We start from the raw sequence: 22,452 nt of genomic DNA, 5'->3' as shown, positions 1-22,452 counted from the left end.
GTTGATGGGATCAGAAAATCGGAACGGGTCGCGTGGGCAACCCGTCGATAAGCGACTGCATGAAGAGGCAGCCTGATGAGCCAACTACGTCATGACGGCGTCACACCGTTTGGGTCAGAACCGATAGGTCGCTGACAGACTGACCACTTCTCCCTTGCCCTCGGATTTGCCATCAAGTCGCGATCCACCCAGGCGGTCTTGGTTTTGTGTCTTCAGTTTCACGTCCTGCACAAACTGCCGCGAGTAGGCCGCGTCAACGCTGAAACCAGGAATGGCTCTGACGTTGTAGCCAAACCCCAGCGAAGCGAAGATCCGGTCCCCGTCGGGGATACGCGGGTCACGTGTGGAGTTGCGTGTAGGGGTCTGGTCAAACGACACACCGCTGCGCAAGGTCAGGTCGTCGGTGAGCTTGTAATCGCCGCCGAAAGAGTACTGCCAGGCGTCGCGATACTTGTAGGGAATCGATACGATCAGGTTACCGTCCGATGTCAGCGTCAAAGCCTTGAAGGATGACCATTGAGTCCAGGTCGCACTGACGCCCAGGGTCAACCGTTCATTGACTTCATGCACCCAGTCAAAGGAAGCATTCGCCGGGATATCCAACTGAGTCTCGGCGTTGGCGCCGTCCGGTTGCAACCTCAAGCCGGGGTAAAGAACCCCCACCAGCGTCGTGCCATCGGGCAACGCAGGATCAGTCATCAGGCTTTTCAACGCTGCATCAGCCCGAATGTTGTATTTGCCCTCCATCTTGTTCTTGATTTTCGCGTGGTAGTTCAAACCCAGGGTGTCACGTTCGGTGGGTTTCCAGACGACGCCTGTGAACCAGCCCACGGACGTGTTATCGACCTTGACGCGCATCAATGCGTCGCCTACGCCTGACGGGAAAGGAATGCCCGCTGGCGAGGCAGCCGCCGCCCCCAGCAGGTCAATGTTCTGGCTGACGAAGCCCTTGCTGTGCTGGACGATCGCCCCCGCACCAATGGAGAACTGATCGTTGACCTTGAACGATAAAGAGCCGGTGAGCCCTACCGTTTCGATCTTGGTGTCGACGGCAAAATCACGCCCCTTCCAGTCCTGATCCCAGGTACTGCGCATACCCTGAGGCACTACTTGGCTCAGGCCGAAAGCGAAACGATCATTGATCGGTATAACCATGAAACCGGTAGGCAGCCAGGCGGTAAAACCACCCTCACCGCCGTCACCTTGAGAATAAGGCGTACCAAAAGACCCGTCCGGGTTCAGAGGTGTTTTTTCCAGAGGGTTACCATTGAGGTCATAGGCCTGACCTTTGTATTTGATATTGATGCGAGCATAGTCAACGGTGAACTGCGCAACGCTATGATCAATAAAAGCCATTGCTGCTGGGTTGTTGTAAGCCGCGCCTGGATCATCCTTGAACAGCGATCCCCCACCGAAGCCACGCCCCCAACCAGCGGCGCCCACGGTCGGAGTAGCAAAACCCCCGGCCTGAGCTGGTACTGTTACCGCCATCCCACCCAACAACGCCAGCCCCAGCGCGACCTGCACTTGTAATTTCTTATTGTTCATGCGGCACTCCTTATTATTATCAACGGCCGACTCTGCGGAAGCGTCTTAAAAATGCTAGGCACTTGTTGAAGCACCTGCGCGTCATATCGCTGATACGTTTTTAAGATGCTGCGGGTGTCACGCCTTATTTACTTCAAACAGGTGCCTCTTTCGAGGCACCTGCCTACAGCGGGTGATCAGCCCCTGGTTCTAACCCAACGGGTTATTGAACAGTCAGGCCTGGTGCGTTAACAGTGAGCGATTGAATAGTGCAGTTGCCAGTTCCCTGACCAAGCAGGGTTTGATTGGTGGCGCCAAGAACGTGGGTGGATTGATTCCAGGTCACTGCAATGCCGGTAGGACCGCAGTCCGACCGAGGAATCAGCGGAGGAGCACCATTGATCACGTAGCCCACATTGGACAGAGTGCCGGCGGTGAGGCTAGTAGCGGTCAACACCCAGCCTGGGGTAGGCAGACTTTTCAGTTGCGCCAATGGGCACAGAATGCCGCCAGTGAAAGTAGCGTTTGAAATAGTCGCTACACCACCTGCAACAGTGCCGCTGGCAGTAAGGGTGCAAGTAACAGGGGCGGACGAAGACGGCGACAGTACGGTAATGCTGCCGGTCAAATTGGTGAACGGTCCATTAGGAACGATCGACGCCGCACTGGCCATCGAGGCTGCGCCGAAACTCAGAGCAAAGGACGTTGCACAAACGAGGGTTTTAAGGCTTTTCATTGTTTTTCCTCACATGTTATGGCGAAGTCATTTCGCCAGGGGTAATGGCCATGAACGAGAGGTCACGGTGAAACAAAGCGGAACTTCCCTTTCCAGCCAAATCTCAATTCAATGACTGCTACAACAGTCCAGTGTTATTCCACAACTTTGAAGTTCGGCGGCATCTTGATCGACACCGTCTTGATCTTGCAGTCTTCGCCAATCGGTACATTGGCCGCCTCCAACTTGCCGGTAGCGTTATCCCAGGTGCCATCGGCGGTAGAAGGCCCGCACTTGCCGCCCAGGCCGAAGGCGTGGACATCTACGCTGATCTTCGACATGGAGCCACTCTTGGTGTCCTTGGCAATCAACACCCAGGGCAAGTTGGTGGCTTCGACACGGCTGCACTTGAGGCCGCCATCGAATTCAACTTTCTCGACATCTACCGATGACCCATCGGCCGCAACTTTGCCGGCCACCTTGATGGTGCAATCGGCGCTGATCAGCGCGCCCTTGGAAAAACTGATCGGGCCTTGGGCGGTAAACGCGCTGCCGGCTGGTTCGATGCGGGCGGCCTGGGCCTGGTGATAGGCGATAAGCCCCAGCGCGGCCAATACGATGTGGGTGGTGAACTTGGCAGGTGATTGCATGGTGTACGTCCTTCCCTTTAATTATTTTTTTGTTCGGGTCAAACAACTTACGTGCAACTCAATCGATAAACCTTGGGCGCAAGGGGCCTGCGCGGCACGCAGGCCCCGAGTACGCCAACAACATGTTACTTACACTTAGAACGGCGTAGCGCTGTTGCTGTACTTCTCCAGGTACTTCAACCGTTGTGAGGGCTGAAGGTTGGTCAGGAAAATATCCCCGGCGTAATGATTAAGAACGCGGTGATCCATGCGACGGCGCCACAAGTACGGCACATACGCCCAGACAATCATGCTCGCGTAGCCATAAGGCAGTTGTGGTGATTCATCAAAGTGTCGCAACGACTGATAACTGCGTGTCGGGTTGGCATGGTGATCAGAGTGCCGCTGAAGTTGGAACAGGAAGATATTGGTGACAATACGGTTACTGTTCCAGGAGTGCCGAGGCGAACAACGTTCATACCGGCCATTGGGCAACTTCTGGCGTTTAAGGCCGTAGTGTTCCACGTAGTTCACCACTTCCAGCAGGGAGAAGCCGTAGATGCCCTGGATGATCAGGAAGGGAATCACCGCCGCCCCGAGCCAGTAGATCATCGCGCCCCACAACACCACGCTGTACATCCAGGCACTGAGTACAGCGTTCTTCCAGTGCCAGGCCGGCAGGCCGAGTTTGCGCAGGCGCTCGCGCTCCAGGTTCCAGGCCGAGCGTGCGCTGAACCACACCGAGCGCGGCAGGAAGGCCCAGAAGCTTTCACCCAGTCGCGAACTGGCCGGGTCTTCCGGTGTGGCGACACGCACGTGATGGCCACGGTTGTGTTCGGTGTAGAAGTGCCCGTAGAAGGTCGGCGCCAGGGTGACCTTGGCGAGAAACACTTCCAGCGCGTTGGGCTTGTGCCCCAGTTCATGGGCGGTGTTGATTGCAATACCGGTGGCGGCGCCGGTCGACATCGCCATGCCGAGGTAGGTGAACCAACTCGGCTCGCCATGCAGTTGAGTGCGGGCGGTGATGTAGCTGGCGGCGTGGGACAGCCAGCTGGAAGGGTCCAGGTTCGCGGCAGCCTGCAACAGGCCACCCTGGATGATCCAGCCGATCCCGCCGGCGGCCAGCCAGCCGGTGATCACCACCGAGGAGATCACGAACAGCACGCCCGTATAGACGATCCAACGGTAGTAGCTTTGGGATTCGAGGTGGCCAACGGCGGATTCGGGCGGGTTGCTGACGTCTTCACCGAGCAGGCCGTCGATCAGTGGGATCAGGCCGAAGATCACCAGCACGCCGACCCACCACAGTTGCTGGATACCGGTGGTGATCGCCAGGGCGCCAGACAACAGCGGAGTGGCCAGCGGCATGATCCCCAGCCACCACAGGTGACGCTTGCCGTCGGTCCATACGCTTGGGGCTGCCAGTGTCTGATTCATGGCAGCCTCCGGATGAGACGGGTTGGCAGGGTTACAAAAAACAGGTTCAGGGAGCGATGGATGCTCCGGGAATTCAACCATGCGATAAAAGACGTTTTTTTCATTTTTATTCGCTCTTAGGCATTTCAAAAATCATTTCAAAATAAATATTGAAATATTTTTTTAAATAAATAGCGCGGAATCGATAGGTCGTCAACTACTTTTTCGAGGCCTTTTTTACGTGACTGAGCAGTCTCTTTTTCAGCCGTTTGGTCAGGTCTCTAGAGCAGGCATTCCGGACGTTCGAACCCGCAACGTGAGGCATGACTATTTGCTCGCCAACGCAAAGGACGGCTGCAGAATCGTCGCGGTTTCGCCGGGTCGCATGCGCTTGGCCAGGTGCTGCACCGCTTCGACCACACGCGCCGTGGCAGTGATCGGCAGCATATGGCCGCGGCCCTCCACTACCTGCATCTTCAAGCCCGGCACCTTGTCGGCGAGTGCCTGGCCGTGCTGGCGAAAGTCCAGCACCTTGTCCCGGGCCCCGTAGATCAGGCTGATGGGCAGCGTCAGCTGCGGGTAGCGCTTGACCATGCCTGGCAGATAATCATTGACCAGCGCAATCTCGCTGGAGGCGGCGTAGAAATTGTCCGGGCGCATGCCCAGCAGCCCGCCGCCACGGGTGGCGAAATCCTCCGGGGCCGGGTCCGGCGCGAACACGCCCTTGACCACTGCACGGCGGGTCAGCAGGCCCATCGGCACGGTCAGGGTGTGCGACACCCAGCGACGCAGCCAGGCAGGGCGTACTGCCAGCGACCAGAACACCAGCGGCAAGGTCGGTTGGGGATGGGTCAGCGGCGCCACCAGGACCAGGCCCGATACGGCGTCGGGATGGTCGAGAGCCAGCGCCAGGGAAATCGCCCCGCCGAGGGAATGTCCCAGCACCAGGGGCTTATCCAGGCCCAGCGTGTTGATAAACGCCGCGACTTGTCGCGCCTGGGCCGGCAGGTCGGCAGCAGTGCCGGCATGACGGGTGGAATAACCTGACCCCGGACGATCGAGGGTGATCACCCGGAACTGCTCCCGCAACTGCCCGGACAAGGCATAGGTCAGGTTGCGACTGCTGCCCATCAGCCCGTGAATCATCACCAGCGGCGGGCCTTTACCCTCTTCTACATAATGAAAGCGCTCGCCGTTGACCTCCACGAAGCGCCCGTTGATCGGAACAGCGGCTTCAATACGCCGTGTCATCCAGGCACTGACGCCCCACAACAGCGCGCTCACGCCGATAAACACCGCCGCAGCAATCATCCATTCGACAGCCATAGCTCGGTCCTCTGCTTCCCTGCTGCCGGGAACCTGACCGGAATTGATCAGGCCTCGGCCTATCGTCCAACCCTGGACCTAAACTACGTGCAGACCCTGCTCGTCCGTCGGACAAGTCGCACATGAGGAGCCAGTGACTAGCGTAGGCGATATTTTCAGGTAGATTATTTAAAATCTTTTTTAAAATAAATAATTCAATTTTCCTTTGCAATGGTGTTCTATCTAAAAGACAAAACAAAAACAGGAGCACATCCGATGCCTACGAGGGCCTGCCTATGAATGCCCACAGTGATTTGATCGATATCGCCATCATCGGCTCAGGCTTTGCCGGCCTGTGCATGGCCATCAAGCTCAAGGAGGCCGGCTTCACCGACTTCTTTATCGCCGAGCAGGCCGAGACCCTCGGCGGCACCTGGCGAGACAACCATTACCCGGGCTGCGCCTGTGATGTGCAGTCGCACGTGTATTCGTTTTCGTTTGCGCCCAACCCGGACTGGACGCGGCAATTCGCGCCCCAAGCGGAAATCCGTGCTTACCTGGAACGCTGCGCCACGCGCTTCGAGCTCAAGCCCTACCTGCGCTCCGGCATGGGCCTGACACGCGCGGTCTTCGATGAACAGCAGCAACGCTGGCAACTGAGCTTCAACGGTGGTCGCCAGGTGAGTGCGCGGGTGCTGGTGTCGGGGATGGGCGGCTTGTCGCGCCCGGCATTGCCGGATATTCCAGGGCTGGAGAACTTCAAGGGCAAACGCTTCCATTCCCAGCAGTGGGACCACGACTACTCGCTGAAAGGCAAGCGCGTGGCGGTGATCGGCACCGGGGCCAGTGCCATTCAGTTTGTGCCGCACATCGCGCCACAGGTGGCTCACCTGGACCTGTTCCAGCGCACGCCGCCGTGGATCATGCCCAAGCCTGACCGTGCGATAACCCCTTTCGAACGCTGGCTGTTCAAGCACTTGCCTTTCACCCAGCGCCTGGTACGCAGTGCGTTTTACTGGGCCCTGGAAGGCCGCGTGGTCGGCTTTGCGCTGCATCCGCGGCTGATGAAAATGGTGCAGAAAATCGCCCTGCGCCACCTGCACAAACAAGTCGCCCGCCCTTCCCTGCGCAAGACGTTGACGCCTGACTACACCATCGGCTGCAAGCGCGTGCTGATCTCCAATGACTACTACCCGGCGTTGTCGCGCAGCAATGTCGAGGTGGTGACCGACGCCGTGGCACGCATCGAAGCCGACGGCGTGATCACTGCCGACGGCATCAAGCACCCGGCCGACTGCCTGATTTTCGGCACCGGCTTCCAGGCCACCGATCCCCTGCCCCGCGACTGCATCATTGGGCGTAACGGCGTGGACCTGATGGACACCTGGCACGACGGCGCCCACGCCTACAAAGGCACCACCGTGCCGGGCTATCCCAATCTGTTCCTGATTGTCGGGCCCAATACCGGCCTGGGACACAACTCGATGATCCTGATGATCGAGGCCCAGGTCACTTACATCCTCGACGCGCTTCGGCAGATGCAGCGCCATAGCATTGCCAGTGTGGACGTCAAGCCGGCGGTGGAAAGCGCCTACAACCAGCAACTGCAGGACAAGCTCAAGCGCACCATCTGGAACACCGGCGGATGCCGCAGCTGGTACCTCGACCCGCGCACCGGCAAGAACACCACCTTGTGGCCGGGTTCGACCTGGCGCTTCAAGCAGGTGACCCGCCAGTTTGCGCTCAAGGACTACGTGGCCAGCCTGGTGCCGATCAATGCGCCGACGCGTGCCGTCCAAGCGCCTCACTCCACTGCAGAAGGGAGCCTGTCATGAAGACCTTCAATGGCCGCGTGGCGGCAATTACTGGCGCCGCGTCCGGCATGGGCCGTGCCCTGGCCTTGGCCCTAGCACGGGAAGGCTGCCACCTGGCGCTGTCGGACAAGAACAGCCAAGGGCTGGAACAGACGCTGGAGATGATCAAGGCCTCGACCCTCTCACCCGTACACATCACCCTGCAGGTGCTGGATGTTGCCGACCGCCAGGCCATGCAGGATTGGGCCGCGCGCTGTGTGGCCGAACACGGCCAGGTCAACCTGGTGTTCAACAATGCCGGGGTGGCCTTGTCGAGTACTGTCGAGGGCGTCGACTACGCCGACCTGGAGTGGATCGTCGGCATCAATTTCTGGGGCGTGGTCCATGGCACCAAGGCGTTCCTGCCATATTTGAAAGCGTCCGGCGAGGGCCACGTGATCAACACGTCCAGCGTGTTCGGCCTGTTCGCGCAGCCCGGCATGAGCGGCTACAACGCCACCAAGTTTGCGGTGCGCGGCTTTACCGAGTCCCTGCGCCAGGAGCTCGACATGCAGCGCTGCGGCGTCTCGGCCACCTGCGTGCACCCGGGCGGCATTCGCACCGATATCTGCCGCAGCAGCCGAATCGACGCGAACATGACCGGCTTTCTGATCCACAGCGAACAGCAGGCCCGCGCCGACTTCGAAAAGCTCTTCATCACTGACGCCGACCAGGCCGCCAAGGTGATCCTGCACGGCGTGCGCAAAAACAAACGCCGCGTGCTGATTGGCCGCGACGCGTACTTTCTCGACCTGCTCGCCCGCTGCCTGCCGGCGGCGTACCAGGCGCTCGTGGTGTTCGCCAGCCGGCGCATGGCGCCCAAGCCGCGCACGCCAGTGTTTGAAACCAACGACGAGCCCAGACTCTGAACAGGAGCACGCACCATGTTGCCGATCCGTCGCGATATTCATTTCGACCTGCCTGCCGAGCGCATCACCAACTGGCACGAACAGGGCCCGTTCATCACGCATTTCTTCAACGCCCTGTCGCTGCTGTTTCCCCAGGGCGAGCTGTTTTTCATGGACAGCGTGCGCCATTACCGCCAGCGCATCGATGATCCGCAACTGAAGAAAGAGATCCAGGGATTCATCGGCCAGGAAGCCATGCACAGCCGTGAACACGTGGCCTACAACGACTTGTTGCAAGCAGCGGGCCTGCCCGCACACACCCTGGACCGGCGCCTGAAATTCATCCTCGACCTGCAAAAGAAACACTTCGCGCCGTCGTTCAACCTGGCGATCACCATCGCGCTTGAACACTACACGGCGATGCTCGCGGAAATCCTGCTGAGCGACCCGTCACGCTTTGGCGACTCGCTCAAGGGCTACCAACAGATGTGGTACTGGCACGCGCTGGAAGAAACCGAGCACAAGGCCGTGGCCTTCGATGTGTGGAACCACGTGATCAAGCCCGGCCCCAAACGCTACCTGCTGCGCACCGGCACCATGCTGACCACCACGGTGTTCTTCTGGCTGGTGGTGCTGGATTTCCACGTGCGCCTGCTGATTGCCGACCGCCAGTCCGTCGGATTCCTCAAGGGGTTCTGGCGCATGCTGAAGTTTCTCTACGGACCCAAGGGGGTTTTCCCACGGATGCTGGTGCCCTGGCTGCACTACTTCAAACCCGGCTTCCATCCCTGGGACCACGACAACCGCGCGCGCCTGGCGGCGATCGACGGCCTGGTCGAGGACATCGAACAGACCCGGCGCAGCTATTAAACCTTCGCCAGGTCCGCGCGCTCGCGTACAAAGCCTTGCAACTGATCGCCGGGCAGCGCCTTGCTGAAATACCAGCCCTGGATGATCAATTCGGTGCCGCCGTTCAGGAAAGCCAACTGCTCGGCGGTTTCCACCCCCTCCACCACCACGCCCAGGTTCAGCGCCTCGCAAAAGCGCAGCATGCCGGTCATCACCTGGGCGCCCTTGGGGTCGTGCTGGGCGACCACGAAGCTGCGGTCGATCTTGATAAAGTCCACCGGGAACTGGTGCAGGTAGCTCAACGCCGAAAACCCGGTGCCAAAGTCGTCGATATACACCTTGGCGCCAATGGCCTGCAGCTTCTGAATGATCTGGCGGGTAGCCTGGATGTCCGAGACCAGCGCATCTTCGGTGATCTCCACCGAGACCTGGCCATGGGCCTGGGCCAGGATCTCCACCAGACGCTCGCCATAGGCGGCGTCGGTCAGGGTGGCGCTGGAAATATTGATGGTCATCGGCAACCCGAAGCCCAGCTTCTGCCACTTCTGGTATTGGCGCACCGCCTGCGACGCCACCCACATATCCACGTCCGGCATCAGCCGCGCCTGGGCCAGCCATTGCAGGAACTCCCACGGCGAATGCACGGTGCCCTGGGCGTCGCGCGCGCGCATCAACGCCTCGCAACCGGTGCACAGCCCGGTCCGGGTCGAGACCTGGGGCTGGAATTCGAGGTAGAACTCATAGTCGCTGATCTGCTGGATATGGCTCAGCTCGCTGGCCTGGCGCGCCAGGGTCCGGTGGGACGCCAATACCGGGTCCAGTTCGCGTAGCCGGCCTTTTTCCTCCAGGCCACGGAAGGTCATGTCCAGGGACTTGAGGTAGACCGTGCCGCCTTCGGTGGCCTGGCGATGAATCGCCCGGACATACGGCGCATACACCAGCGTGCCCAAGGCCAGCAGCGCGATTTGCAGCGCGACGGCCGCGACATCGCCGTGGGTGCTGAGGTAGGCGTTGAGCAACACCGGCGCGGTAAACGGCACGCTTGCCACAGCCGGCGACACCCAGCCCATTTGCACCACCGTCAGCGCCACCGTCGCATTCAGCGCGGGCACAATCAAAAAGGGTATGAACAGGCGTGGGTTGAGAATGATCGGCAAGCCGAACAGCAGCACCTCGCTGACGTTGAACAGCGACAGCGGCACACTCGCCATCGCCACCAGGCGCATGGACTGGCTCTTGGAAAACAGCAGGATCGCCACCAGCAGGCACAACGCGCCACCGGAGCCGCCGATAAACGCAAAACAGCCCAGCAAGCCACCGTTCAGCACATACTTGATCGGCTCGCCCGCCGCCAACGCCGCACCGTTGAGGGCTACCGCCTGGTCAAGCACATTGAACAGCGGCTGCATCGCGTACACGCCGTGAATCCCGAAAAACCACAACAGCGAGTTCATCAGGGTCACGAATAAACCACTGCCGTAGGGCGACTCCAGCGCATCCAGCACTTGCGGCCCCTGGATCTGCGCGACGTAAGGGACCTGCAACAACAAGGACAGCACCAGCACCAGCGCCAAGGCCGTGATCGCCCCGGGCAGCACCATGTTGATCGTGCCCCTGAGGTTGTGCCCGACCAGGTCTTCATTGACCAGGCGTGTCCAGCGGTACCGGTGCAGCCAGGCAATGGCCGGCACATTGAGCAGCGGCGAGGCGATGGCGATAAACAGCACGAACGTCGCCGAGGCCCGGGGGTATTCGCGCAGGATAAACGTCGCCACCACCACATGGGCGAGGCACAGGAATGCCACCGGCAATTGGGGCAGCCGATGCTGGATCGCCAACATGTAGCCGATGGACGCACCGACCAGCAGCGGAATCACCGAACTGATCTGGTTGTGCAGCGCGGCCAGGAACGCCACCACTTGTGGGTCGAAGCCCAGCACACGGGCGAACTCGGACAGGATCAGAAAAGCTGCCGAGACCAGCAGGCACGGCAGGATCCACAACAACCCTTCGCGGATCGCGCGCAGCGACTCGGTACTGGCCAAGGCGGCCAGACGTTGGGTAAAGAAAAGTTTGAACAGCGTTTGCGCCATGACCCGTCCCTCTGCCCATCGCACCCTGCCCGTGGTTGGCAGGCCTGAAAACCCTGCGTAACGCTACACGTCCTGATGCCGGGAGCGAAAGGCTTTTGCCGCGGCACACGCAACATTCCCCGTTCACGCTATCCGTTGGCGCTTGTCGGGTACGGTCAGTTAGCCCATCCTTTGCCCTGTCATTCTCGAACGGACTCGAGCCCAGGCCTTGCTCCGTGTGTCTTATCCGCGATCAAGGTGCCTGTTGATGCGACGAATCCTGCCCCTCATGACCGGCGCGCTGCTGGGTCTTTCAACCACCGTGGCCAACGCTGCCGAAACCAGCTTTGCCGACGCCCAAGCCAGTGACCCGGCCCGCCTCCAGTGGATGGTCGGTGCTCCGCCACCGCCGGAGCGAACCCTGCGATTTGAAGATGGCAGCTATTTTCGCTTCCCGGCCATGCGCTGGAGCGTGGCGAACTTTCGTCAATTGATGCCCACGATCAATGTGTCCCGTGGGCTCGGTGTGAGCACGGCGTTGCCCCGGCGTCTCGACCCGCGCATCGACGAACTGCGCGTCGTCCCCAATGGCGCCAGCCAAGCGTTGACCTGGCGCCAGAGCCTGGATGCCACCTACACCGATGGCATTGTTGTACTGCACCGCGGGGCCGTGGTGTACGAGCGCTATTTCGGCGTGTTGAAAGAAGACGGGCAACATGCGGCAATGTCTGTGACCAAATCGGTGGTCGGCACACTGGGCGCCATGCTCGTCGCCGAGGGCACCCTCGATGCGCAGGCAAAGGTCGCGACTTATGTGCCCGAACTGGCGAACTCCGCGTTCGGCAGTGCCACGCTGGAGCAGGTGCTGAACATGACTACGGCACTGGACTACAGCGAAGACTATGCCGACCCCACGGCAGAGGTCTGGGCCCATGCCCAGGCGGGCAATCCGCTGCCCAAGCCCAAGGACTACGTCGGGCCGCGCAGCTACTTCGAGTTCCTGCAAACCGTCAAGCAGCGCGGCGAACATGGGCAGGCGTTCGGCTACAAGACCGTCAACACCGACGTGCTCGGTTGGGTGATCGCGCGTGCCACCGGCCGCAACGTTGCCCAACTGCTCAGCGAACGCATCTGGAGCCGCCTGGGCAGTGAACAGGATGCCTATTTCACCGTCGACTCCATCGGCACGCCGTTCGCCGGTGGTGGCTTGAACGCCGGGCTGCGCGACATGGCGCGCTTTGGCGAGATGCTGCGTAACAACGGGCGCTACAACGGCGAGCAAATCGTGCCCGAGGCGGTGCTGAAAACGATTCGCCAGGGCGGCGACAAACAGGCTTTTGCCCAGGCAGGCTATAGTCAATTGAAAGGCTGGAGCTACCGCGCCATGTGGTGGGTCACCCACAACCCGGATGGCGCCTTCATGGCGCGCGGGGTCCATGGCCAGAGTATCTATATCGATCCTGCGGCCGAGATGGTGATTGTGCGGTTCGCCTCCCATCCGATCGCGGCCAATGCGGCCAATGACGCCGTCACGTTGCCGGCGTACGAGGCCATGGCGCGTTATCTGTTGGCACAGCCGAGGGCTTGATCTGCGCCAGTTCAGGATTGCGGCGTCGGCGCTACACTCGACGTGCTGTTCCTCCCGAAGGAGCGGGAGTCCGACATCAAGGAGGTTCGCTCATCATGCAAGACAAACTTTTGCGCCCGTTACTGTTCAACGCCGTGCTTTGGCTGTGCGGCATCACACTATTGTTCACGGTCAGGGACATCATCGGACGGTTCAACGCCCCTATCGACGATGGCTTGCTGGACCTTGCCCTGGTGCTGGCCGCCTACGTGCTACTGTTTTTGCTGGAACCGATACGTTGCCGGATCAGCCGCCATATGCGAAAACACCTACAGCGCCGAGCCCGTCGTCACACGCACTAAACACTACCAGCCCCACAGGAGTACACCTTTGTCACCACCCGGCGATAACCACCAGCTTGCACTGGACAGATTCTTGAACGAACACCCGGACGTGGCCATGCAACTGGACACCCTCAACCCCTTGGCCGCCCAGGCCAAGGGCGAAACCCTGGCACAGTACCGAGCCGAACGGCTGCATGAAGCGTTCGAAGCAGAAGCCGAAAAACAAGGCCTGTTCGCCTGGGAGCTGACCCTCAAACTCACCAGCGACTCCAGCGAGGTCTTTGAAGCCCAGCGCCGCGAAGTGCACAAGGAGGTCGCGCAGATGGCCGGGCTGAGTTGGCACGAGTACTGCCAATTGCATGACTTTCCACCGGAGCCTTGAACTAGAGGAACCAGCGCCGCCGAGGGCCAGCCAGCGCCTCGCGCAACTCGGCGATGCTCACGTTCCGCTGCTCCGGATCGGCCGCCAGGGCTGAACGCAGCGCCGGCCAACAGTGCCTGGGCAAACGTCGTGGCCGTGGCAGTTGCTGATCGAGCTGGCGCCCGCCGAGGCGCTGCCCCTGGGCCAAGTCATACAGCACACACGCAGCGCCATACAGATCGGTACGGGTCGACAGTGCGCCACCGGCCATCAGTTCCGGCGCCGCATACGCCGGTGTCCAGGCGTTCAGGCGGCCCCGGCTCAAGCCCGGCAGCCCCGCCGCTTCCTGCGCTTCGGCGTAACCCAGGCCGAAATCGAACAAGCGCAGCCCCTGCTCTCCCAGCATGATATTGGCGGGTTTCACATCGCCATGCAGGATGCCTTGCCGATGGCTGCAGGCGAGCGCGTCGAGCAGTTGCAAGGCCAGGGGCTGCAGTTCATGCCACGGCAATCCTTGCAAGCAGCCCTTGAGCACCCGGTCCAGGGTCATGCCCTGCATCAGCTCCATGGTAAAGAATGCCAGCTGATGAACCGTATCGACCTCGAAAGCGAACGCCCGTACCACGTGGTCATGCCGCACGCTGCGGGTCAGGGCGAATTCGCTGTAGAGCAACACATGGGCATCGGAAGACGCGGACAATGTCTCGCCCAACACCTTCAGCGCGATGCCGGCGCTGGGCTCGCCAAACGCCTCATGCAGCAGGTCGCGGGCACGATAGACCACGCCCATGCCCCCACTGCCGAGTATGCGCTCCAGTTGATAACGCCCCGCCAGCAGATTCGGCAAGGCTGCAGCGACGCTCATGGCTGGATCACCACAGCGGTGAGGTCATCCCGCGCCGGCCCGCGCAACACTTCGCTGAACAAGCGCTCCACCACTTGCCAGGGTGCGTCCAGGCTCATGGCGCTGCCAAGTTGACCATGGCTGAGCCCTTGGTAGAGCCCATCGCTGCACAACAAAAACACATCGCCTGGGCGCGTGCGCAGTTCCAGGACCTCCAGGCTCAGCGGTCGGCGCGCGCCAATCGCACGGGTCAAGGCCCTGGCGCTCGGGTGGGCCTGGGCTTGCTCCAGGCTCAGTTGCTGCGTGTCCATCAGTTGCTGTTGCAGCGAATGGTCACGCGACAGTTGATACAGGCGCTGCCCACGCCACAGGTAGCAGCGGCTGTCCCCGGCCCAGATGCAGGCCGCACGGCTGGCTTCAAGCAGCAAGGCGACCACCGTACTACCAACGATGCCCGGTTGCGCAAGCACCTGGCCCAACTGACTGTCGAGCCCGCGCAGGCAAACCCGGACCGCCTCGATGCGTTGCTCGAAAGAGCCACCCTCAGGCAACGCCGCCAGGCTACTGATCACCCGCTGGCTGGCCACGTCCCCCGACTGGTGGCCGCCCATTCCATCCGCCACCGCCCAACAACCGGCCTGCGGTGCATCGAGAAAAGCGTCCTCGTTGCGCGAGCGCGCCTTGCCTTGCAGGGTACGCCCGGCGCTGCGCCAGGCCGGTCGTTGGCTCACAACTGCTCCGGCAAGCGGAAGGTGCGCCAGGCCGCCATCTGGAACGGGCTGGGATTGCGCTGGCTGGTCAGCAGGTAATTGGCGCGCAGGCCGGCAAGGTCGGCCTTGATGATATGCGCCTCCCTGCCGCTGGCCGGCTCACTCTGCATCAGATCGAACAGGCGAAACAGCGACCAGTCCCCGTTGTTCTTTTCAATCCCCAGTGGCCGTTGCGCACCGCGCTCCAGCACCAGGCTGCTGCGCCGGTTGTCCGCCTCGCCAGGCCAATGAAAGGCCATCGGCACGATCGGACCATGACGGTATTCCAACTGCTGCTCACCCACCTGCAGGATCGCCCGGCTCACCGCCTGGTCCAGGCTATAGGGCGCCAGGGTGAATCGAACCGCCCACTCCCCCTGCTCCTCGGTGAAAAAACCCTGGCGAATGATCTGGGCCTTGTTGAGTTGTTCCAGCAGTGAACGCGACATCGGCAGGCTGCGCCCATCCACGCTTCGCAAGCGAAAACGCGCACCCTCGACGCTGACGAAAGGCCGCAGGTAGCCCTCATGGAAGCGCGCCATTGCCCCCCGCGGTTTGAAAAACTCCTGGAAATCGCCCAAGGCAACATCACTGCCGGCATGCGCATTGAACGGGTATCGACGCTGGATCGCCTTGGCGTAAAAGGCGTAAACCTCACTGTGGTAACGCTGGTTCACGTGCCGATACGCGTCATCGAGCAGGTGACGCCAAGTCTGATCAGCAATGCCTTCGACCCAGCCCTTGAGCGGCAACGGCAGGCGCGTAGCGGCATCGCGCAGGTTGCTCAACAGCGGCTGCTGCCCCTCCATGCGTTGCTTGACCAGTTTGAACGCGGCCTGCTCCGGCGAGCTTTCCCGGTTCAACGCCGATAGTTGCAGGTGTAACTCATCGAGCAGGCGCAATGCCTGTGTGAGCTTGGCGCCTGGATTTTGCGTTTCATCAAGCAGTTGATGCAAAGGCTCGAAGCGACGCTGTAGCGCGCGCCGGGCGGCATCGGGGACGACCTGCGCAAGCAAGGCGCCAGGCACTGCCACACCTGCTGCGCCCGCCTGCTGGCCGATCGCCTCAAGCCGTTCATGGATCGGCAACAGTTGAGTGTTTTCACGGACCTGCTGCAACAGCTGGACCCATGCAGACTGGGCTGATGTGAGGCTTGCAAGCTGGTCCGCCGTTTGCCTCAGGTCGTCGCTTTCCTGCAGCCGAATGCGGCTGAGGGCCTGGCTCCAGGCATCGGCATACTCACTGAAGTAGCGCTGCTCCAACGCCAGCATCAAGCTGCGCAAATCCATGGGACTGAGGTCGGTACCCTCTCCGAGCACCCAGTTGTCCTGGGCGATTGCATTCACCAGTCGGGGGCCCTGCTTCTCGAAATACTGCAGGTATCTCTTGGTGTAGAAGCCGGGGATGGGCGGCTCCAGTGGGGAGAACACCGGACTCTCGGCCAACCGGTAAGGTTCGAGGTTGCTGGCCTGCTCGCGCAATGTCCGGTAGACCACGTCTGCCAGCGACTCACCGCGCAATACCTGCCGCGCCTCGGCCACGAGCGTCTCGTTCACGGGCACTGCGAACGGTTGCTCCAGCAACCGCGCAAAGTGCTCATTCAACCGCGTCTGCACTGACATATCCCCGGCATAACGCGCAGACCACAGGCCAGCCAGATGCTCGGTCAACCAGCGGGTGTCGCGCCGCTCGCGCAGATTGAGCATCAGGTACGCGCGCAAGGTCTCCAGCAGTCGTTCACGCTCGCCAAGGCTGTTCTGCAACTGCTCCTCCAGCAGGCGGCTCACCTGCGGCAGCAGTTGCTGGAGCAGGGTTTGCTCATAAGCGTTGGCCAACACCGGCCGACTCACCTGCCCCTGGTACAACCCGGCCCGATCCACCCAGCGCACCTCTGCCAACGGGGCAAACACCCGCGTCGCCGCCAGGCGATTGTCCAGCAGCGCCAGCAATACCAGGGTCTCGTCTGCACCGGGTGGCGTGGGTGGCGCAGGCTTGAGCAGCTCCGGCAGTTGCGCCAGGCGTTGATGGTTGAACGAATAACTGTGCCCCCACAACACCGCCGCAGCGCCGAGGACCAACGCTGCCGTCAACGCCAGCAATCCCTGGCGCCGTCGCAGGCGATGCCGCTCCGGAGCCTGCAGCCCTGCAAGGTCGGCCCCGGCAAAAATCACGCGGTTGAACAGGGCTTGGACAAAATGCGCGCGCACCTCGCTCGTCTTCGCACAGGTCAGGTAGAACCCGTGCAACCCATTGATACGCTGGTAGCGATGAGCGGAAAACGCCGCCTCGACGAACAGGCACAAGCGCTCGCCGAGACGGGCAGCCTGCCGTGGGAAATCGAGAATCAGGCCACGTCGCTCGATGTTTCGCTCCTGGTGCAAACGCGGGATCAACTCCGCCCCAAGGCGTTGCAACAGTGCCTCGAACGCGACTCTCACCTGGGCGATCTCCACGCCGGCCCCGTCGGTCTCCAGGCGCCCGCCGAAGACGTCCTCCGGGCCGTCGCCTTGCAGCACATCAAAGAATTCGGCAAAGCCCGCCAACCGGTCGGCCTGGGTCAACACCAGGTAAACCGGCACATCCACATGCAAGCTTTGCTGGATGTCCTGCAGGCGGCTATGCACATGACGCGCCTGCATTTCCAGATCATGCTCATTGCTGCCCAGCAACGTGTCCACCGACAACGTCACCACCACGCCATTGAGCGGCCGCGCCCTGCGCCGTGCCTTCAGCAGACCCAGCAATGTCAACCATCCGGCCGCATCCACTGAAGGGTCAGGCTGAGTCAGGTAACGGCCGGCAGTCTCCACCAGCACCGCTTCGTCGGCGAAATACCAATCACAGCAGGAGGTCGCCCCCAGAGGGGCGGGCCCGGTTCGATCAAGCGGACCTTGCAGGCCACTGGCGGCCAGCAAGTGAGTCTTGCCGCTGCCCTGTTGCCCGATCAGCAAATACCAGGGCAACTCGCTGCGCCAACGCTCGCTGCGCTCACCGTAGCGGCGGGTGCTTTTCAGTGTCTGCAGCGCCTCCTTGAAGCGTCCGCGCACCTGCTGGCGTTCATTGCTGATCAGCCCTTGGTGCTGATGCTTCGCCTGGTGCGCCGGCTGGTTGAGCCGCGCCGACCGGCGCGCATCCACCAACACCATTGCCAGCCCCCACAGCAGGAACAAGCCACTGATGGTCAGCAGGCGCGCCGTCGCACTGTGCCAGAAACGATAGTCATCGACGGCCAGCAATGGCCCGAAGCACCACACCAGCAGTGCGCCGGCGAACACCAGCAACAGGCTCCAGACCCAGATTTTGCGCAGCACCCTGCCCGCGCCCTTGAAGAATGCGTTCATTCCTTGCTCCCAGCGTTACAAGGGCGTTCGAGCCTGAGCCGACGCCAACAGTTGAAGAGGTTGCAGCACCGTCATGCGTTCCTTGCCCAGTACCCAGGCAAAACCCAGGTACATCGCCAGCACAGCGGCCAACCCTACGGCCACGACCGCAGGGGTAGAGAGCATGCGTATTCGAGAATGGCGGCCCTGCGCTGCACCGGACGGTGCGGCCATCGAGGGACGATCACCCCGCACATGCTTGATCTGTCGGTACAAGGCATCCCTCACCGAATCGAGCTGGGCCCCGCCTCGCTCCATGACACGGTATTTGCCTTCAAAGCCGATCGACAGGCAGAGGTACATCAACTCCAGCATCGCCACGTGCTTGAAGGGATCACGCGACAGCCGCTCAAGCAGCTGGAAAAATTTCTCGCCGCCAAACGTTTCATTGTGAAAGCGACTCAACAGGCTTATCCGCGGCCACTCACTGCGACTGCCCCACGCCGTGGTGACCACCGCCTCGTCAATCACACTGCACAACACATAACGCGCCGACATCACCTGGCCCGCCTCGCCGCCCTGTTGCAAGGCATGCGCCTCAAACATCGCCACGCCGGATGACAGCCGCTCATTGAGGGCCTGCAGGTTTTCACGCCCGGCGCTGGCCTTGAGCTGTACCACCTGCGACAGCAGTTCCCACGCCGCCGCCAGCAACGCATTGGGGCCCATATTGAAGCGCTGGGCCTCCTGCAGGCGGGCGGTGTAGATCATCCGGTCTTCCAGTTGCTCGAAGCGCGGTGGCGAGGGAGCGTCCGTCAACGGCCCCTGCGCCGGTCCGACCCCGTCGCGATCAAGCAGCACGGTTTTCTCATCCTGCGCGTATTCACTTTCCCTGTTCATGGCAGTCAGTTCCTGATGGCCCAGAAGTTGAGTTCCAGCTCGGCGAACTCGCCGCTGGCATGGAAGGCAAAACCACCCGACTGCTCCAACTGCGTGATGTCACGGGCACTGAGTTCGAGCATGAAATAGGTCTTGTTGGCGTGAAAAGGAATCTGTCGCGGCGCCACCGGCAGTGGCTTGACCTTGATACCGGCGAGATGCAGGTTGACCAGTTCGCGGATGCGCTCCACAGGGCCGATCTTCAGGTGGGCGGGCAATCGATGGCGCAGCTCTTGCGCATCACACTGCGCGGCTGCCGCCAGAATAAACGTCGCCGTCCCGAGTAACTTGAGATCACTCACCGGGCAGACCAGCACCCCGTACTGGCGCGGTTGCAACACCAGCTCAATGGCATGCTGTTCGAGCACCGACGACAGCACGGCGCGCAAGCCGACCATCAAGCCGCGAAAGCCCGCACCCTGGTCGGCGTGCCGGTAATGCACGTCCCATTGCGCACGCTTGCTATCGGTCGCAAACGTCGATAGCTCGCCGAGTATCGAGAGTAACTCGCGGTACACCGCCTCTGGACGAACCTGGGTCTGGCCCAGGTAGTGACGCACAATCAATTCGGCGCGATTGATCAGTTGCAGCATCAGAAAGTCGCCGACCTGTGCGCCTGCGGAGGTGCCATTACCCTGGACGCGCGCGGCGATCGCATCGCCACGGCTTGCAAGTAGACTGATCACCTCCTTGACGCACGACGACACATAGCCGGCCTCCTGGAGATAGATGAACGTCGGGACGAAATCCGTGTCCAGCCGTACCCCGCCTTCGCGGGTCGAATCCAGCAACTGGGCGACCTGCAGTTTCACGTAGCACGGGTCGCTGGCCTGCTCTCCCAGGATCAGGCGCAGGTCCGGGCGTGCACAGTTGATCTGGCAGCGCGAGTCGACGCCGGCGTTGGAATCGCCAATCTCGGTTTCACAGGCCACATAGCGCGCCAGCACATCGACTTGCTCAGGGTTGCGCGCTTCAATCTGATTCAAGGTCACCAAGGGCAAGGCCAGGTACACGGCTTGCGGGCCAGCGTCGGCGGGCACCTGCAAGACCAGGGGTTGCATCGCGCCGCTCAGCTCGAACAGGCTGCCGTCCGGCAATACACCGCTGGCCTGGTTGACCACCACCTTGCCCAGATTGAGGTACTGCAAGTCGACTTCCAGGGTGAGGAACCCCCAGGCATCACCGGCCAGTAACCGAGTGCGGTTGAGCTGCTGATGGTAGTAGCGATCGTTGTGCTGCAAATGCTGGGGCTTGAGCAGCATGCCTTCGCGCCAGATAACGTTATGCACCTGCATCTCAATCCTCCTGCCTGTCGGTGTGCGGGACGGCGAAACGAATACCGGTCTGGTCCAGCACCAGGTCGGCACGCGTCAGGTGCGCTGGCATGACCGGCAACACCAGCCGCCATTGCACATGGGGCAAATCGCGATAGGCCGCCAGGACGCCGACGTAACGACTGTGCGGCCCAACGCCAAGCTTGAGCGCCAACCGCTCCCCGGGCCGCAGTGTCAGTTCTTCGCTGCTGACCCAGTCTTTGGGCAGGGACTGTTCGGCCCGGCCATACAGGCTGAAAAAGTCGGCATGCTCGAATGCCACGGGATGCCGCAGCTCGAGCAAATGCACGACCACCGGCGAAGGACGGCCATGAAGATCGGGGTTGACCTCGTCGCTGGCCGTCAACGTCAGGTCCAGCTTGGTCAGGGTCGAAAATGGCGACACGCTGCTGCAACCGACTAACAGGCCCAGCGCTACCACCATTGATGCAAATCGATACATGAACATCATCCCGGGTACGCCGCGTGCAGGGTGGAGATCAGGCGCACCTGCTCCGTGTAGGCTTTGGAAAAATCAATGCGCAATAGCGGCTCCTCCGGACAGGCCTCGTCGCACAACCGACGGTAGTGGCGTTGGTACGCGCGCCAATGCGCGCCATCGGTGAGCAAACGACGCGGCTTACCCTCGCGTTCGAAACACAGCAGCAGATGGCCTGGCGCAAAGCGCGCGAATGCGCTGCGCACGGCGGTACGGCAAGCCACGACCAGGGCCAGTTGATGCACTTGCAATTCCTGCCACGCCTGGACGACCGCCCGCTCGGCCTGGCATTGGCGCGGATCGCCGCCGCCCAACAGCGACGCGAGGGCCGTCTGGGGATCGCCGCAGTCTTTCAAGGGGTTCTGACGCATCACCGGAGTGCAGCCATCCAGGCCCATCTCGGTGTACAGCTCGTCGCGGGTTCGCAGGCCTTGCTGCAAACCATCGATGGTTTGCCTGAGCAACCCGGCGGCCTTGATCGCCAGGGCTTCGCGCCCGGGAATATCGAGCGTATCCACCTGCATGCCCAACGCCTCGCCGAACTGCGCCCAGAAGGTCTCTGTGGTTGCCGGGGCAATCCTGTCGGGTGGTGGCGACTCAATCTCCCTGACCGGCTCAGCCCACTGAGGCACGACCAGGTGGTCATGGTCCACAGCCCGGTGATCCATCGAGTGACCGACCGCGTCTGTGCACGTGTCCAACGCGTCCAGCTCCGGCGATGATTCGCCACCGCGTTGTTCACGCTCCAACGCTTGGAGTGGGTCCAACCCCAGGAACGCATCGTCGGGAATGGGTTGCCCCTGGACGCCTGGATGGCGCTGATGTCCGATCAGCCGGGCTCGAATCTGCGTCGCGCCCAGTTGGTAAACATCGCCCTCGTTGATCAACCGCGCCTGCCCCTTGCAGAGGCGCTCCACGCTGCCGGACACACCGATACCGTTGCTGCTGATATCGGTGAGGAAGTAGCCACCGTCACGGTAGCTGACCAGGCCATGGTGACTGGAGATCAAACGCGCGGTGTCCGGAATGATCCAGTCACACGCCTTGCCACGACCGATCACGCCGCCGATGCCGTCAAACGTTTTGCGCGCCGGCAACTCACCCTCCGCGGGTTCACACACTTCAAGCACTAATTGCATCGCAGGACCTCCCTGTTCAATGGCCGCGACGGGCCGCCAGGGGATCACCCAACGGACGATAGTCAGCATCATCAAAGACATAATTGGCGTTGCAGCCACCCAGCAAACACAACACAAGCACCACGGCTCGCCACGAACGAAAAGGCATCAGGTTCCTCCCAGG

Annotated in this window: 20 protein-coding genes; 6 read left to right on the top strand and 14 right to left on the bottom strand. The window is 61.5% G+C overall.

The annotated features are described in order from the left end of the window. Window positions 1–114: 114 nt before the first annotated feature. From C9990_RS13665 to C9990_RS13645, 5 genes are all read right to left on the bottom strand, one after another. On the bottom strand, window positions 115–1,548 hold the full coding sequence (locus tag C9990_RS13665; RefSeq protein ID WP_065907847.1) for an outer membrane protein transport protein: 1,434 nt from the start codon (window positions 1,546–1,548) through the stop codon (window positions 115–117). A gap of 202 nt (window positions 1,549–1,750) precedes the next feature. Beyond that, window positions 1,751–2,263, bottom strand: a complete 513-nt coding sequence (gene praB, locus C9990_RS13660; RefSeq protein ID WP_083221472.1) for an alkane oxidation protein activator PraB — start codon at window positions 2,261–2,263, stop codon at window positions 1,751–1,753. Window positions 2,264–2,397: 134 nt separating this feature from the next. Then, window positions 2,398–2,892: an alkane oxidation protein activator PraA gene (gene praA / locus C9990_RS13655; RefSeq protein ID WP_065907845.1), complete on the bottom strand. Its 495-nt coding sequence runs from the start codon at window positions 2,890–2,892 to the stop codon at window positions 2,398–2,400. Between the two features lie 135 nt (window positions 2,893–3,027). Continuing rightward, window positions 3,028–4,308, bottom strand: coding sequence for an alkane 1-monooxygenase (locus C9990_RS13650; RefSeq protein ID WP_106803609.1), 1,281 nt, complete (start codon window positions 4,306–4,308; stop codon window positions 3,028–3,030). A gap of 306 nt (window positions 4,309–4,614) precedes the next feature. Then, window positions 4,615–5,613 carry an alpha/beta fold hydrolase gene (locus C9990_RS13645; protein ID WP_106803608.1) on the bottom strand — a complete coding sequence of 333 codons (999 nt, stop codon included), beginning with the start codon at window positions 5,611–5,613 and terminating at the stop codon, window positions 4,615–4,617. A 275-nt stretch (window positions 5,614–5,888) separates the two neighbouring features. Here C9990_RS13645 and C9990_RS13640 point away from each other — a divergent pair, with 275 nt between their 5' ends. From C9990_RS13640 to C9990_RS13630, 3 genes are read left to right on the top strand one after another with little or no spacing between them, the layout of a single operon-like run. After that, window positions 5,889–7,427 carry an NAD(P)/FAD-dependent oxidoreductase gene (locus tag C9990_RS13640; protein ID WP_106803607.1) on the top strand — a complete coding sequence of 513 codons (1,539 nt, stop codon included), beginning with the start codon at window positions 5,889–5,891 and terminating at the stop codon, window positions 7,425–7,427. Further along, on the top strand, window positions 7,424–8,314 hold the full coding sequence (locus tag C9990_RS13635) for an SDR family oxidoreductase (protein WP_106803606.1): 891 nt from the start codon (window positions 7,424–7,426) through the stop codon (window positions 8,312–8,314). The genes C9990_RS13640 and C9990_RS13635 overlap by 4 nt, the downstream gene beginning before the upstream one ends. A gap of 15 nt (window positions 8,315–8,329) precedes the next feature. Next, window positions 8,330–9,163 carry a metal-dependent hydrolase gene (locus tag C9990_RS13630; RefSeq protein ID WP_106803605.1) on the top strand — a complete coding sequence of 278 codons (834 nt, stop codon included), beginning with the start codon at window positions 8,330–8,332 and terminating at the stop codon, window positions 9,161–9,163. On the opposite strand, the gene C9990_RS13625 is transcribed toward C9990_RS13630, so the two are convergent. Then, the gene (locus tag C9990_RS13625; RefSeq protein WP_106803604.1) at window positions 9,160–11,235 is read right to left on the bottom strand and encodes a PTS sugar transporter subunit IIC/EAL domain-containing protein; all 2,076 of its coding nucleotides are present in this window, start codon (window positions 11,233–11,235) and stop codon (window positions 9,160–9,162) included. The two genes, C9990_RS13630 and C9990_RS13625, sit on opposite strands and share 4 nt — an antisense overlap. Before the next feature lie 247 nt (window positions 11,236–11,482). On the opposite strand from C9990_RS13625, the gene C9990_RS13620 reads away from it, so the two are divergent. The 3 genes from C9990_RS13620 to C9990_RS13610 all read left to right on the top strand — a co-directional run bounded on the left by C9990_RS13620 (window position 11,483) and on the right by C9990_RS13610 (window position 13,507). Further along, window positions 11,483–12,802, top strand: coding sequence for a serine hydrolase (locus tag C9990_RS13620; RefSeq protein WP_177410331.1), 1,320 nt, complete (start codon window positions 11,483–11,485; stop codon window positions 12,800–12,802). Between the two features lie 95 nt (window positions 12,803–12,897). Further along, window positions 12,898–13,143: a hypothetical protein gene (locus tag C9990_RS13615; RefSeq protein ID WP_106803602.1), complete on the top strand. Its 246-nt coding sequence runs from the start codon at window positions 12,898–12,900 to the stop codon at window positions 13,141–13,143. A 28-nt stretch (window positions 13,144–13,171) separates the two neighbouring features. Further along, window positions 13,172–13,507: a DUF6388 family protein gene (locus C9990_RS13610; protein ID WP_065907827.1), complete on the top strand. Its 336-nt coding sequence runs from the start codon at window positions 13,172–13,174 to the stop codon at window positions 13,505–13,507. Between the two features lies 1 nt (window position 13,508). Here C9990_RS13610 and C9990_RS13605 read toward each other — a convergent pair whose 3' ends face one another. Genes C9990_RS13605 through C9990_RS32750 form a run of 8 tightly spaced genes read right to left on the bottom strand, consistent with a single transcriptional unit; the run spans window position 13,509 to window position 22,437 of the window. After that, the gene (locus C9990_RS13605; RefSeq protein WP_106803601.1) at window positions 13,509–14,351 is read right to left on the bottom strand and encodes a serine/threonine-protein kinase; all 843 of its coding nucleotides are present in this window, start codon (window positions 14,349–14,351) and stop codon (window positions 13,509–13,511) included. Next, the gene (locus tag C9990_RS13600) at window positions 14,348–15,061 is read right to left on the bottom strand and encodes a PP2C family serine/threonine-protein phosphatase (protein ID WP_106803600.1); all 714 of its coding nucleotides are present in this window, start codon (window positions 15,059–15,061) and stop codon (window positions 14,348–14,350) included. Before C9990_RS13600 ends, C9990_RS13605 begins: the two co-directional genes overlap by 4 nt. Continuing rightward, a complete protein-coding gene (gene tssM / locus C9990_RS13595; protein ID WP_106803599.1) occupies window positions 15,058–18,420 on the bottom strand; it encodes a type VI secretion system membrane subunit TssM in 3,363 nt (1,120 codons plus the stop codon). Before tssM ends, C9990_RS13600 begins: the two co-directional genes overlap by 4 nt. A 15-nt stretch (window positions 18,421–18,435) precedes the next feature. Continuing rightward, entirely contained in the window at window positions 18,436–19,299 is an 864-nt protein-coding gene (icmH, locus tag C9990_RS13590) for a type IVB secretion system protein IcmH/DotU (RefSeq protein ID WP_065907813.1), read from the bottom strand. A 5-nt stretch (window positions 19,300–19,304) separates the two neighbouring features. Next, entirely contained in the window at window positions 19,305–20,633 is a 1,329-nt protein-coding gene (tssK, locus tag C9990_RS13585; protein WP_106803598.1) for a type VI secretion system baseplate subunit TssK, read from the bottom strand. 1 nt (window position 20,634) lies between these two features. Beyond that, window positions 20,635–21,114 carry a type VI secretion system lipoprotein TssJ gene (gene tssJ, locus C9990_RS13580; protein WP_065907870.1) on the bottom strand — a complete coding sequence of 160 codons (480 nt, stop codon included), beginning with the start codon at window positions 21,112–21,114 and terminating at the stop codon, window positions 20,635–20,637. Between the two features lie 5 nt (window positions 21,115–21,119). After that, window positions 21,120–22,289, bottom strand: a complete 1,170-nt coding sequence (gene tagH / locus C9990_RS13575) for a type VI secretion system-associated FHA domain protein TagH (protein WP_106803597.1) — start codon at window positions 22,287–22,289, stop codon at window positions 21,120–21,122. Between the two features lie 16 nt (window positions 22,290–22,305). Then, a complete protein-coding gene (locus C9990_RS32750; protein ID WP_106803596.1) occupies window positions 22,306–22,437 on the bottom strand; it encodes a type VI secretion protein in 132 nt (43 codons plus the stop codon). Window positions 22,438–22,452 lie beyond the last annotated feature (15 nt).

Origin of the sequence: Pseudomonas sp. S5D5, from assembly GCF_003013355.1 — a bacterium.
Classification (GTDB): Bacteria; Pseudomonadota; Gammaproteobacteria; order Pseudomonadales; family Pseudomonadaceae; genus Aquipseudomonas; species Aquipseudomonas aylmerensis.
Note: the sequence above shows the minus strand (reverse complement) of the source record. Positions and strands in the feature narration are given on the sequence as shown.

Bases quoted from the DNA above. Each gene is read 5' to 3' on its own strand.
- C9990_RS13665 (WP_065907847.1), bottom strand. From the start codon at position 1,548: ATGAACAATAAGAAATTACAAGTGCAGGTCGCGCTGGGGCTGGCGTTG.
- praB (WP_083221472.1), bottom strand. From the start codon at position 2,263: ATGAAAAGCCTTAAAACCCTCGTTTGTGCAACGTCCTTTGCTCTGAGT.
- praA (WP_065907845.1), bottom strand. From the start codon at position 2,892: ATGCAATCACCTGCCAAGTTCACCACCCACATCGTATTGGCCGCGCTG.
- C9990_RS13650 (WP_106803609.1), bottom strand. From the start codon at position 4,308: ATGAATCAGACACTGGCAGCCCCAAGCGTATGGACCGACGGCAAGCGT.
- C9990_RS13645 (WP_106803608.1), bottom strand. From the start codon at position 5,613: ATGGCTGTCGAATGGATGATTGCTGCGGCGGTGTTTATCGGCGTGAGC.
- C9990_RS13640 (WP_106803607.1), top strand. From the start codon at position 5,889: ATGAATGCCCACAGTGATTTGATCGATATCGCCATCATCGGCTCAGGC.
- C9990_RS13635 (WP_106803606.1), top strand. From the start codon at position 7,424: ATGAAGACCTTCAATGGCCGCGTGGCGGCAATTACTGGCGCCGCGTCC.
- C9990_RS13630 (WP_106803605.1), top strand. From the start codon at position 8,330: ATGTTGCCGATCCGTCGCGATATTCATTTCGACCTGCCTGCCGAGCGC.
- C9990_RS13625 (WP_106803604.1), bottom strand. From the start codon at position 11,235: ATGGCGCAAACGCTGTTCAAACTTTTCTTTACCCAACGTCTGGCCGCC.
- C9990_RS13620 (WP_177410331.1), top strand. From the start codon at position 11,483: ATGCGACGAATCCTGCCCCTCATGACCGGCGCGCTGCTGGGTCTTTCA.
- C9990_RS13615 (WP_106803602.1), top strand. From the start codon at position 12,898: ATGCAAGACAAACTTTTGCGCCCGTTACTGTTCAACGCCGTGCTTTGG.
- C9990_RS13605 (WP_106803601.1), bottom strand. From the start codon at position 14,351: ATGAGCGTCGCTGCAGCCTTGCCGAATCTGCTGGCGGGGCGTTATCAA.
- tssM (WP_106803599.1), bottom strand. From the start codon at position 18,420: ATGAACGCATTCTTCAAGGGCGCGGGCAGGGTGCTGCGCAAAATCTGG.
- icmH (WP_065907813.1), bottom strand. From the start codon at position 19,299: ATGAACAGGGAAAGTGAATACGCGCAGGATGAGAAAACCGTGCTGCTT.
- tssK (WP_106803598.1), bottom strand. From the start codon at position 20,633: ATGCAGGTGCATAACGTTATCTGGCGCGAAGGCATGCTGCTCAAGCCC.
- tssJ (WP_065907870.1), bottom strand. From the start codon at position 21,114: ATGTATCGATTTGCATCAATGGTGGTAGCGCTGGGCCTGTTAGTCGGT.
- tagH (WP_106803597.1), bottom strand. From the start codon at position 22,289: ATGCAATTAGTGCTTGAAGTGTGTGAACCCGCGGAGGGTGAGTTGCCG.
- C9990_RS32750 (WP_106803596.1), bottom strand. From the start codon at position 22,437: ATGCCTTTTCGTTCGTGGCGAGCCGTGGTGCTTGTGTTGTGTTTGCTG.